General features: G+C 71.9%; 8 protein-coding genes. 3 read left to right on the top strand and 5 right to left on the bottom strand.

The genetic code is table 11. From position 1 onward, the window contains the following. Positions 1-120: 120 nt before the first annotated feature. Entirely contained in the window at positions 121-3,165 is a 3,045-nt protein-coding gene (gene uvrA, locus ACZ6AQ_RS00625; RefSeq protein WP_468756419.1) for an excinuclease ABC subunit UvrA, read from the bottom strand. Positions 3,166-3,334: 169 nt separating this feature from the next. Here uvrA and ACZ6AQ_RS00630 point away from each other — a divergent pair, with 169 nt between their 5' ends. From ACZ6AQ_RS00630 to ACZ6AQ_RS00640, 3 genes are all read left to right on the top strand, one after another. Beyond that, complete coding sequence (locus ACZ6AQ_RS00630; protein ID WP_468756421.1) at positions 3,335-4,039, top strand: maleylpyruvate isomerase family mycothiol-dependent enzyme; 705 nt, start codon at positions 3,335-3,337, stop codon at positions 4,037-4,039. A 9-nt stretch (positions 4,040-4,048) separates the two neighbouring features. Continuing rightward, positions 4,049-4,705, top strand: a complete 657-nt coding sequence (locus ACZ6AQ_RS00635; protein ID WP_468756423.1) for an MBL fold metallo-hydrolase — start codon at positions 4,049-4,051, stop codon at positions 4,703-4,705. A 161-nt stretch (positions 4,706-4,866) separates the two neighbouring features. Continuing rightward, a complete protein-coding gene (locus tag ACZ6AQ_RS00640) occupies positions 4,867-6,147 on the top strand; it encodes an MFS transporter (RefSeq protein ID WP_468756425.1) in 1,281 nt (426 codons plus the stop codon). Between the two features lie 73 nt (positions 6,148-6,220). Here the strand turns inward: ACZ6AQ_RS00640 and ACZ6AQ_RS00645 are convergent, their stop codons facing one another. The 4 genes from ACZ6AQ_RS00645 to uvrB form a co-directional block, all read right to left on the bottom strand. Then, positions 6,221-7,228: a TerC/Alx family metal homeostasis membrane protein gene (locus tag ACZ6AQ_RS00645; RefSeq protein ID WP_468756427.1), complete on the bottom strand. Its 1,008-nt coding sequence runs from the start codon at positions 7,226-7,228 to the stop codon at positions 6,221-6,223. Between the two features lie 230 nt (positions 7,229-7,458). Further along, on the bottom strand, positions 7,459-9,390 hold the full coding sequence (locus tag ACZ6AQ_RS00650; RefSeq protein ID WP_468756429.1) for a TerD family protein: 1,932 nt from the start codon (positions 9,388-9,390) through the stop codon (positions 7,459-7,461). Positions 9,391-9,566: 176 nt separating this feature from the next. Next, entirely contained in the window at positions 9,567-10,145 is a 579-nt protein-coding gene (locus ACZ6AQ_RS00655; protein WP_388691703.1) for a TerD family protein, read from the bottom strand. 142 nt (positions 10,146-10,287) lie between these two features. Next, a complete protein-coding gene (uvrB, locus tag ACZ6AQ_RS00660) occupies positions 10,288-12,417 on the bottom strand; it encodes an excinuclease ABC subunit UvrB (RefSeq protein ID WP_468756431.1) in 2,130 nt (709 codons plus the stop codon).

Genomic DNA, 12,417 nt, shown 5'->3' on the forward strand with positions numbered 1-12,417 from the left:
CGGGCGCCCGCGACACCGATGGCGGCACGGGGCGGAGGGCCGGGCACGACGGAGCCCCCCGCCTCCAGGCGGGGGGCTCCGTCGTGCGCTCCGGCGCGGCGGGACCCGCCCGCCCCGCCGTCAGGCCTTGGAGCCGCGGGTCGCCTTCTTGGCCGGGGCCGCCTTGGTGGCGGCCGTCTTCTTCGCGGCCGTCCTCTTCGCGGGGGCCGCGGCCTCGGTGGCGGTGGCCTCGGCGGCCGCCTTCTTCGGCGCCGTCCTCTTCGCCGCCGCCTTCTTCGTCCCGCGTGCCGCCGGCACCGCCGCGCCCGCGTCGCTGACCCGGTCGGCGTCGAGGATCTCGCGGAGGAACTTGCCGGTGTGGCTCGCCGGGACCGAGGCGACCTGCTCCGGAGTGCCCTCGGCGACCACCAGACCGCCGCCGCTGCCACCTTCGGGGCCCATGTCGACGACCCAGTCCGCCGTCTTGATCACGTCGAGGTTGTGCTCGATGACGATCACCGAGTTGCCCTTGTCGACCAGGCCGGAGAGGACCTTGATCAGCTTCGAGATGTCCTCGAAGTGCAGACCGGTGGTCGGCTCGTCCAGGACGTAGACCGTGCGGCCGGTCGAACGCTTCTGGAGCTCGGAGGCGAGCTTCACGCGCTGCGCCTCACCGCCGGAGAGCGTCGGCGCCGACTGGCCGAGGCGGACGTAGCCCAGTCCGACCTCGTTGAGGGTGCGCAGGTGACGGGCGATCGTCGGGACGGCCTCGAAGAAGTCGAGGGCCTCCTCGATCGGCATGTTCAGGACCTCGGCGATGGACTTGCCCTTGTAGTGGACCTCCAGGGTCTCCCGGTTGTACCGGTCGCCGTGGCAGACCTCGCACGGGACGTAGACGTCCGGGAGGAAGTTCATCTCGATCTTGATCGTGCCGTCGCCGGAGCAGTTCTCGCAGCGGCCGCCCTTGACGTTGAAGGAGAAGCGGCCGGGCAGGTAGCCCCGGACCTTGGCCTCCATCGTCTCGGCGAAGAGCCTGCGGACGTGGTCGAAGACGCCGGTGTAGGTCGCCGGGTTCGACCGGGGGGTGCGGCCGATCGGGGACTGGTCGACGTGCACGACTTTGTCCACGAGGTCGTCGCCCTCCACGCGCGTGTGCCGTCCGGGCACCGACTTGGCGCCGTTCAGCTCGCGCGCCAGGTGGGTGTAGAGGATGTCGTTGACCAGGGTCGACTTGCCGGAGCCGGAGACGCCGGTGACGGCGGTGAGGACGCCCAGCGGGAAGGAGACGTCGATGTCCCGCAGGTTGTTCTCCTTGGCCCCGCGCACGGTGAGGCTGCGCGAGGGGTCCACCGGCCTGCGGGCGTCCGGGGTGGCGATCGCCCGGCGGCCGGACAGGTACTGCCCGGTCATCGAGTCCTCGTTGTCGAGGAGCTCCTTCAGGGAACCGGAGTGGACGACCTTGCCGCCGTGCTCGCCCGCGCCGGGGCCGATGTCCACGACCCAGTCCGCCACCTTGATGGTGTCCTCGTCGTGCTCGACCACGATGAGCGTGTTGCCCATGTCCCGGAGCCGCACCAGGGTCTCGATCAGCCGGTGGTTGTCGCGCTGGTGCAGGCCGATGGAGGGCTCGTCCAGCACGTACAGCACGCCGACCAGGCCGGAGCCGATCTGGGTGGCGAGCCGGATGCGCTGCGCCTCGCCGCCGGAGAGCGTGCCGGCGGCCCGGTTGAGCGAGAGGTAGTCGAGGCCGACGTCCACGAGGAACCGCAGCCGCTCGTTGACCTCCTTGAGGACCCGCTCGGCGATCTTCTTGTCGCGGTCGTTGAGGGTGAGGCGGGCCAGGAACTCGGCGCAGTCGCTGATGGACATCGCCGAGACCTCGGCGATGGACTTGTCCATGACCGTGACCGCGAGGACGATCGGCTTCAGCCGGGTGCCCCGGCACGTGGGGCAGGGCACCTCGCGCATGTAGCCCTCGAAGCGCTCGCGGCTGGAGTCGCTCTCGGCCTCGGTGTGGCGCCGCTTGACGAAGGGGACGGCGCCCTCGAAGGCCGGCGTGGTGTACGCCCGCTCCCGCCCGTACCGGTTCCGGTAGCGGACCTCGACCTGGGTCTTGTGGCCGTGCATCAGGGCCTTCTTGGCCCGCTGCGGCAGCCCCGCGTAGGGGATGTCCGTCCGGAACCCGAGGGCCTGGGAGAGGCCGCCGATGAGCCGGCCGAAGTACTCCTTGGTGTGGCCGTGCGACCAGGGGTGGATGGCGCCCTCGTCGAGGGACTTGTCCTCGTCGGGGACGACCAGCTCGGGGTCGACCTCCATGCGGGTGCCGATGCCGGTGCAGTCGGGGCAGGCGCCGAAGGGCGAGTTGAAGGAGAAGGAGCGCGGCTCCAGCTCCTCGAAGGAGAGGTCGTCGTAGGGGCAGTAGAGGTGCTCCGAGTACATCCGCTCGCGCTCGGGGTCGTCCTCGGGAAGGTCGACGAAGTCGAGCACGACCATGCCGCCGGAGAGGCCGAGCGCGGTCTCGACGGAGTCGGTGAGCCGGCGCTTGGCACCGTCCTTCACCGTGAGGCGGTCGACGACCACCTCGATGGTGTGCTTCTCCTGCTTCTTCAGCGTCGGCGGCTCGCTGAGCTGCACGGTCGCGCCGTCGACCCGGGCGCGGCTGTAGCCCTTGGTCTGGAGGTCGGCGAAGAGGTCCACGAACTCGCCCTTGCGCTCGCGCACGAGCGGGGAGAGCACCTGGAAGCGGCTGCCCTCGGGGAGCTCCAGGACCCTGTCGACGATGGCCTGCGGCGACTGGCGCGAGATGGGGCGCCGGCACTCGGGGCAGTGCGGCTTGCCGATGCGCGCGAAGAGCAGGCGGAGGTAGTCGTAGACCTCCGTGATGGTGCCGACCGTCGAGCGCGGGTTGCGCGAGGTCGACTTCTGGTCGATGGAGACGGCGGGCGACAGACCTTCGATGAAGTCGACGTCCGGCTTGTCCATCTGGCCGAGGAACTGCCGGGCGTACGAGGAGAGCGACTCGACGTACCGGCGCTGCCCCTCGGCGAAGATCGTGTCGAACGCGAGGGAGGACTTGCCCGACCCCGACAGCCCGGTGAAGACGATGAGGGAGTCACGCGGGAGGTCGAGGGAGACGTTCTTGAGATTGTGCTCGCGAGCGCCACGGACGATGAGACGGTCGGCCACGCCGGTCCGCACCTTTCTTGAGAGAGCGGATGTGCCTCCATGCCAACAACCGAGGAGGACGGATGCTTCCATCGAGCCTATAGCACGTACATTCGATTTCCGGCGCTCCGCCGACCTCTTCACCCGAACGAGTGGTCCGGCCCGGCGGGCGCTCGCTAAGGTCGGCGCCATGATCGACCACGAGCGTGATCTCGTTTCCCTGTACGAGGCGACCGACCGCCTCCTGGCCACGGCCGCCTCCTGGGACAACGCCGCGACGGCCGAGCCGTCACGGCTCCCCGGCTGGACCCGCGGCCACGTCCTCGCGCACGTCGCCCGCAACGCCGACGCCCTGGTGAACGTCCTCCGGGGGCGTCCCATGTACCCGGACGCCGCGACCCGCGACGCCGACATCGAGCGCGACGCCGGCCGGCCGCTCGACGTCCAGCTCGCCGACGTGCGCGAGAGCGCCGACCGGCTGCGGGCCGTCTGCGAGGAGCCCGCCGACTGGGGCCGGACGGTCGAGCTGCGCAACGGCGTCACCGACAGCGCCGCCCGGGTCCCCTTCCGCCGCTGGGCCGAGGTGGACCTGCACCACGTCGACCTGGGCGCCGGCTACGAGCTGGAGGACCTGCCGGAGGAGTTCGTCCTGCGGGAGACCGCGTTCCTGGCCGACCGCTGGGCGGGCCGCCGGGAGGTCCCCCCGGTGACGCTCCGCCTCGGCCACGACGCGTCCGGCGCCACCACCTGGCGGACCGGCGGCGGCGAAGGCACCCCCGTGGTCCTGGCGGGCACCGGCCCCGAGCTGCTCGGCTGGCTGTCCGGCCGCGGCGACAAGGGCGCCCGCCTCACCGTGCTCTCCGGCGACGGACTCCCCTCCCTCCCCCCGCTATAGGCTGAGCGCATGACGTACAGCGGAGCGGTGAGGGTCGGCGGCCCGGCGGACGTGCACGAACTGACGGACCTGATGATCTCGAAGGTCGCGGTCGGCCCGATGGACAACAACGCGTACCTCCTGCGCTGCCGCGCGACCGGCGAGCAGCTGCTGATCGACGCGGCCGCCGACGCCGGGACCCTGCTCACGCTGATCGGGGACGACGGCGTCACCGGCGTCGTCACCACCCACCGGCACGGCGACCACTGGCAGGCCCTGGCCGAGGTGGTCGCCGCGACCGGCGCGCGCACCTACGCGGGCGCGTACGACGCCGAGGGCATCCCGGTCCCGACCGACGTGCCCGTCGAGGACGGCGACACGCTGCGGGTGGGCCGGGTCGAACTGACCGCGCGCCGGCTTGTCGGGCACACCCCGGGCTCGATCGTCCTCGTCTACGACGACCCGCACGGCCATCCCCACGTCTTCACCGGCGACTGCCTCTTCCCCGGCGGCGTGGGCAACACCCACAAGGACCCGAAGGCGTTCGCGAGCCTGCTCCACGACGTCGAGACCAAGCTCTTCGCGGTCCTCCCGGACGAGTCCTGGATCTATCCGGGCCACGGCGGGGACACCACGCTCGGTGACGAGCGTCCCCGTCTCCCGGAGTGGCGCGAGCGCGGCTGGTGATCCACCGGCGGACGCGGGGCGCGCGACCGAACAGCGGCGCGCTCCCGCACGCCCCCGTAGCCGGGGTGACCGCCGGGTAGGGCTGCGGCATGCACCGCCGTCACTCTCCGTCGCACCCCTCTTCGCCTCCGTCTCCCCCGCCGCCACCGCCCCCTCCCTCGATGGTCCGGCTCGCCGGCGCCTCCCTCGTCGGCACCGCCGTCGAGTTCTTCGACTTCTACGTCTACGGGACCGCCGCCGCCCTCGTCCTGGGGCCGCTCTTCTTCCCCGCCTTCTCCCCGCTCGCCGGGACCCTGGCGGCCTTCGGCACCTTCGCCGTCGGATTCGTGGCCCGGCCGCTCGGCTCGGTCCTCTTCGGCCACGTCGGCGACCGGTACGGCAGACGCCCGGTCCTCTTCGCCTCGCTGCTCCTGACCGGCTGCGCCACGGTCGCGGTCGGCTGCGTCCCCTCGTACGCCACGCTCGGCGTCGCCGCCCCCGTGCTGCTGCTCGTCCTCCGCTTCCTGCAGGGGCTCGGCCTGGGCGGCGAGTGGGGCGGGGCGGTGCTGCTCACCGCCGAACACGCCCCCGCCCACCGGCGCGCGCTGTGGGCGAGCTTCCCGCAGATCGGCCCGGCGGTCGGCTTCCTCCTGGCGAACGGGGTGATGCTGGCGCTCACGACCGGGCTGAGCGACGCGGAGTTCCGTTCCTGGGGGTGGCGGGTGCCGTTCTGGGCGGCGGGACTGCTCGCGGCGGGCGGGCTGCTGCTGCGCTCCTCGCTGGCCGAGACCCCGCAGTTCGAGGAGCTGTCCGCGTCCGGGCGGCGGGCGGGCGCCCCGCTGGTCGAGGTCGTCCGGGAGCACGGGCGGCTCGTGCTGCTGACGGCGGGGGCCCTCGCGGCCGGGTACGCCGTCTTCTACGCGGTCTCCACCTGGTCCCTGGCCTACGGCACCGAACGGCTCGGGGTGAGCAGCGCGGCGATGCTCGGCTGCGTCATGGCGGCGGTGGCGCTCATGGGCGCGGCCACCCCGTTCGTGGCGCTCCTCGCCGACCGCTGGGGCCGCCGGACGCTCTGCCTGGCCGGGTGCGCGGCCTGTGCCCTCTGGATGTTCCCGCTGGTGGTCCTGGTGCACTCCGCCCGGCCCGCGCTGATGTTCCTGGGCTTCCTGGGGGCACTGCTGGCCTTCATCACGGTGTTCGCGGTGGTCGCCGCGTACCTCCCGGAACTGTACGAACCCCGGGTGCGCTGTACGGGCGCGGCCGTCGGCTACAACCTCGGAGGTGTCCTGGGCGGCGCCCTGACCCCGGTCGTCGCCACCGCGCTCTCCGGCGGTTCCGGTCCGCCGTGGGGCGTGGCGGCCTATCTGACCCTGGTGGCCCTCGTCAGTCTGGGCTGCTTCGCGCTGCTGCCGGAGACCCTGCCGTCGAGGGCCGGGGCGGAGGAGGCCGCCGTGCCCGCCTGACGGGGTCCACGGGAAACGCGCGGCGGCCGGCCGGGGAGGGGGTCCCGGGCCGGCCGCCGCCGTGGATGCCGCGTCAGGCGTCGATGCTGTCCTTCTCGGCACCGTCGGCGTCGGCCACGCTCTCGGCCGCGTCCCGCTCCGCCTGCCGCTTGGAGGCGATCAGGCTGGTGATCGTGGTGATGACCAGAACACCGCAGATGACCGCGAGCGAGACCGGGATGGAGATCTCCGGGACGTGGACCCCGGACTCGTGCAGGGCGTGCAGCACCAGCTTGACGCCGATGAAGCCGAGGATCACCGACAGGCCGTAGCTGAGGTGGACCAGCTTCTTGAGCAGGCCGCCGATCAGGAAGTACAGCTGCCGCAGACCCATGAGGGCGAAGGCGTTGGCGGTGAAGACGATGTACGGGTCCTGGGTGAGACCGAAGATCGCCGGGATGGAGTCGAGGGCGAAGAGGACGTCGGTGGTGCCGATGGCCAGCATGACCACCATCAGCGGGGTCAGCACCCGCTTGCCATTGGCACGGATGAAGAGCTTGGTGCCGTGGTACCGGTCGGCGACGCCGAACTTCTTCTCCACGCTCTTGAGCAGACGGTTCTCCTCGAACTCGTCCTCCTCCTCGTCGGAACGCGCCTCCTGGATGAGCTTCCAGGCGGTGTAGATCAGGAACGCGCCGAAGAGGTAGAAGACCCAGGAGAAGCTCGCGATGATCGCGGCGCCGGCCGCGATGAAGATCGCCCGGAGCACCAGGGCGATCAGCACGCCCACGAGCAGTACGCGCTGCTGGAGGTGCGAGGGGACCGAGAACTTCGCCATGATCAGGACGAAGACGAAGAGGTTGTCGACGCTGAGCGACTTCTCGGTGACGTAGCCGGCGAAGAACTCCCCGGCCGCCTGGCCGCTGCCGAAGAGCAGCAGCCCGAGGCCGAAGAGCGCGGCGAGCACGATCCAGACGACGGTCCAGACACCGGCTTCCTTGACCGACACGTCATGGGGCTTGCGCCCGATGAGGAAGTCGGCTCCGATCAGGGCACCCAGACCGAGAATGGTCAGGACCCACAGGGTCGTCGAAACGTCCATTGCGCCTCCGGCGTCGTACGGCTACTGATCAGCGTCGTCGCTGCCGGAGGTCTCTTCCACCCGGACGGCGGACGGGCCACCGGGCCGACGCCCCGGGATCGGATCGATGATGATCCGTCCGTATTGACGGGTACGCCGCGCTTGGGGAGTACTCCCCTCCGCACGAAGAACGGTACCCGAAAACCCAAGGAAAGGTAAAGAGAAAGGTAAAGGAACGCCAAGACCGCAGGTCAGGGCCGCTTTCCATGACGGTCGGCCGCCACCTGGGCGAGGACCTGCCGGAGGATCCCGCTGCCCGGCGGGACGACCGGAGGCTCGTACGACCAGGCGTGCCCCACCCACGGGTCGGCGAGGTGGTCGTCGGGGACGGGCGTCAGCCTCAGCAGCGAGCGCCACAGCGGGTCGAGCAGCGGCCCGTACGCGGCCGCGTCCTCCCGGTCCGCCACCACCAGCAGATGGACGCCGACCGAGGGGCCCTCGTCGGCGAGGTACCGGAGCCGGGTGACCGCCCGGTCGTCGAAGCCGTGCGGGAAGTCGTGCACGACCAGCAGGTGCCGGGCCGTGTCCAGACCGGGCGGCAGCGCGTCGGGCATCCCGCCCCGCAGCGCCATCTGAAGCAGGTCGACCCGCTCGGTGAGCTGTTCCAGGACCGCCGAGACCCCGGCCGCGCCCCGGGCGGGCGGCGCGGCGAGGACGCCCGACTCCACGAGCGGCGCGAGCGACGCGGCACCCGCCCCGGCGGCGTCCAGGACGTGGACGGCGAAGCCGCCCGCCGGGTGCGCCGCGAGCAGCCGGGCCGCGTGAGCGACCGCGCTGTCGAGGGCGAGCCGGCGCAGTTCGGCCTCGTCGAGGAGACCGGCCGCCTCGGAGTGGCCGCGGCCGCTGTCCACCCACAGCCCGCGTTCCAGCGGGAGCCGGACGAGCATGGGAATCCGCAGGTCGGTCCGCTCGGGCAGATGGAGGTCGCCGAGACGGACGGCCATCGGCTCCCCGTCCGGAACGCGATAGGCGTGCCAGGCGGGGCTGTCCCAGCGGGCGTAGGCGACCGGGAGGGCCGGTTCGACGACCTCGGCCTCGGCCGCGAGCTGGGCGAGGTCCCGGTCCAGGACCGCACGGGCCCGCTCCACGAGTTCGTCGTGCCGGGCGCGGGCGGCGGCCCGGGCGGCGTCGTTCGCGCTCCCGGTCCGGGAGCGGTAGTCGGAGAGCGTCTGGTCGAGCTCGCGGTCGAGCCGGTTCTCCGCGAAGTCGCAGGCGCCGCGGTAGGCGGCGGCGGTACGGGCCAGGTCCTCGAACATCCCCCACACCTGGTTGTACAGGCGCTCGTCCATGGACCAGCCGGAGGCGTCCCCGGCGACCGGGACGGGCGGGGCCTGCGGCGGCGGCTCCGGCGCGGCGGCGGGCCGGCGGCGGGGGTGGGAGTAGTCGATGGGACCGCCGGCGGCCCGCGCGTCCGGGGCGGGGCCGGACGGGGCCGGAACGGGCGGGGCGGCCGGGGGCGCGGGGTCCGGGGCGGAGGAGGGCGCGGGCGGCGGGACGGCCGGGTCGGCCGGGAGCGTCGCGCGGGGCACCCGCTCCGGCTCCGGGGCGCGTGGACGCGGGGCGCTCGCCGAGGGGGCCGGAGCCGTGGCGGCCGCCGCCAGGATCGTCGCGGCCGCGTCGGCGGGGCGTTCCAGGCCCTGGTCGCCGAGGAGGGCGGCGAGACCGCCCTCGTACCCCTGGCCCATGGCGCGGACCTTCCAGGCGTCCCGGCGGCGATACAGCTCCAGGGCGACGACGGCGGTCTCGCTGGTGAGCCCGGTGACGGTGTAACCGGCGATCCCGGTGCCGTCGGGACCGTTCACGGCGACGGAGGGGGCGGCGACGGCTCCGAAGCGGTCCGCGCCGTGCCCGGTCAGCGCCAGGACGACCGAGACGCGGTGGACGGCCCCGGGGACCGCGTCCAGGGCGACAGCGATCCGGTGGGCGGCGGCGGCCGCCCCGGGGACGTCGATCCCGGGGAGCGAGGGCGCGCCCGGGTGGGCGATCCACTCCGCTCCGGGGATCCTGCCCTCCTCGTCGCCGAGGGTGGCCACGGCGAGGACCGGGTGACCGGCCGACACCAGGATCTCCAGTCGGGTGTCGGGCAGGGGGTGGTTCTGTCCCCGGACCAGCTCGGCCGTCATCGACTCTGTCCCCTCAGCGTTCTCCGGTGCGGAGTTTCCCGGCGTGGTTCAACGGATCGTTCGCGCCCGCCCCGGCCGCGGGCCGGGCGGGTCGTGCGGTTCCCGCGCGGTTCACGCGGGACAGCTCCCGGCGACCGCTGCCGCCGGGAGCTGTGGGTGCGGGGTGCGCGGGCCGTCTACAGGTGCGGCAGGATCGCCGGCATCAGGTCCTGGAAGGTGCGGCCGTTGGCCGGGTTGCCCAGGGCGGTCATCTGCCAGCCGGAGCCGGAGCGGTGCACCTTCGCCATGATCTGCGCGGTGTAGTTGCCGCCGCCGTCGAGGGTGTAGCGCGCGAGCTCCTGCCCGTTCGTCTCGTCGACGATCCGGCAGAAGGCGTTCTGCACCTCCTGGAACGTCTGGCCGGTGAAGGAGTTCACCGTGAAGACGATCTGGTCGATGTGGACCGGCACCCGCTCCAGGTCCACGAGGATCGCCTCGTCGTCGCCGCCCTGTCCGGCACCGCCCACCAGGTTGTCGCCGGTGTGCTTGACCGAGCCGTCGTCGCTGACCAGGTGCCGGAAGAAGACCACGTCGACCGGCTGCTTGTCGGCGAAGAGGACGGCCGAGGCGTCCAGGTCGATCTCACGGGTGCGCGAGCCGAACAGACCGCGACGCGGCGCCGCCTGCCAGCCGAGGCCCATCCGTACCTGGGTGAGGCTGCCCCCGCCCTTCTTCTCCAGGCTGATGGCCTGACCCTTGGTCATGTTCACGGTCACGCGCTTGCCCCTCTCGTTGCGTTCCCCCGCGTCCGCTGTCCGACGCGCGCGGTTGGTCAGCACCCTACGCAGGGTCACCGGCACCGCGGAGGGGCGGTCCGGTTTCGTGTCGGTCTTGCAACACACCGGACCGCCCCTCCGGTCAGGCGAGCCCCGCCTCCTTCATCTGGCGCAGCTCCTTCTTCAGCTCCCCCACCTCGTCGCGGAGCCGGGCCGCCACCTCGAACTGCAGCTCGGCGGCGGCGGCGCGCATCCGGTCGGTCATCTCCTCGATGATCGCGGCCAGCTCGGTGGCGGGCCGGTCCCCCAGTTCGACCGTCGAGCCGGCCTTGCCCCTGCCCTTGGGGCCGTGCGCGGCGAGCGCCGGGACGGGGGCCTTGGCGCCCTTGCCCTCCTTGGCCTGGCGGTAGCCGGTGCCGAGCAGCTCCTCGGTGTCGATCTCCTCGCGCGCGATGGTCGCGACGATGTCGTTGATCTTCTTGCGGAGCGGCTGCGGGTCGATGCCGTGCTCCGTGTTGTACGCGATCTGCTTCTCGCGGCGCCGGTTGGTCTCGTCGATGGCCTGCTCCATCGCCGGGGTGATCCGGTCCGCGTACATGTGGACCTGGCCCGAGACGTTGCGGGCGGCACGGCCGATGGTCTGGATCAGGGAGGTCCCGGAGCGCAGGAAGCCCTGCTTGTCGGCGTCGAGGATGGCGACGAGGGACACCTCCGGGAGGTCCAGGCCCTCCCGGAGGAGGTTGATGCCGACCAGGACGTCGTACTCGCCGGCGCGCAGCTCGCGCAGCAGCTCGATGCGGCGCAGGGTGTCGACGTCGCTGTGCAGGTAGCGCACCTGGATGCCGAGCTCCAGGAAGTAGTCCGTGAGGTCCTCGGCCATCTTCTTGGTGAGGGTGGTGACGAGGACCCGCTCGTCGCGCTCGGTGCGCAGCCGGATCTCGTGGACCAGGTCGTCGATCTGGCCCTCGGTGGGCTTGACGACGACCTCCGGGTCGACCAGGCCGGTGGGGCGGATGATCTGCTCGACGAAGCCGTCGCCGCGCGAGAGTTCGTACGCCCCGGGGGTCGCGGAGAGGTAGACGGTCTGGCCGATCCGCTCCTGGAACTCCTCCCACTTCAGCGGACGGTTGTCGAGGGCGGACGGGAGCCGGAAGCCGTGGTCCACCAGGGTCCGCTTGCGGGAGGCGTCGCCCTCGTACATGGCGCCGATCTGCGGCACGGTGACGTGCGACTCGTCGATGACGAGCAGGAAGTCCTCGGGGAAGTAGTCGAGGAGGGTGTTGGGCGCGGAGCCCGGCTCGCGGCCGTCGAAGTGCATCGAGTAGTTCTCGATGCCGGAGCAGGAACCGATCTGGCGCATCATCTCGATGTCGTACGTGGTGCGCATGCGCAGGCGCTGGGACTCCAGGTGCTTGCCCTGCCTGTCCAGCTCGGCGAGGCGGCCCTCCAGCTCCCGTTCGATGTCGTTGACCGCCCGCTCCATGCGCTCGGGGCCGGCGACGTAGTGGCTGGCGGGGAAGACGTACAGGTGGTCGTCCTCGCTGATGACCTCGCCGGTGAGCGGGTGGAGGGTGGAGAGCGCCTCGATCTCGTCGCCGAACATCTCGATGCGGACGGCGAGCTCCTCGTACACCGGGAAGATCTCGATGGTGTCGCCCCGGACCCGGAAGGTGCCCCGGGTGAACGCCAGGTCGTTCCGGGTGTACTGGATGTCCACGAAACGGCGGAGGAGCCGGTCCCGGTCGATCTCCTCGCCGACCTTGAGCGGGACCATCCGGTCCACGTACTCCTGGGGCGTGCCGAGGCCGTAGATGCAGGAGACGGAGGCGACGACGATGACGTCCCTGCGGGTGAGCAGGGAGTTCGTCGCGGAGTGGCGGAGCCGCTCCACCTCCTCGTTGATGGAGGAGTCCTTCTCGATGTAGGTGTCCGACTGCGGGACGTACGCCTCGGGCTGGTAGTAGTCGTAGTACGAGACGAAGTACTCGACGGCGTTGTTCGGAAGGAGTTCGCGGAACTCGTTGGCCAGCTGGGCGGCCAGCGTCTTGTTCGGCGCCATCACCAGGGTGGGGCGCTGGAGCTTCTCGATCATCCAGGCGGTGGTCGCCGACTTGCCGGTGCCGGTGGCGCCGAGGAGCACGACGTCCTTCTCGCCCGCGCGGATGCGCCGCTCGAGGTCGGCGATGGCCGCCGGCTGGTCGCCGCTGGGCTGGTAGGAGCTGACGACCTCGAAGGGCGCCACCGTACGTTCGATCTTGGAAACGGGCCGCAT

It is taken from the genome of Streptomyces sp. NPDC041191 (genome assembly GCF_055591945.1).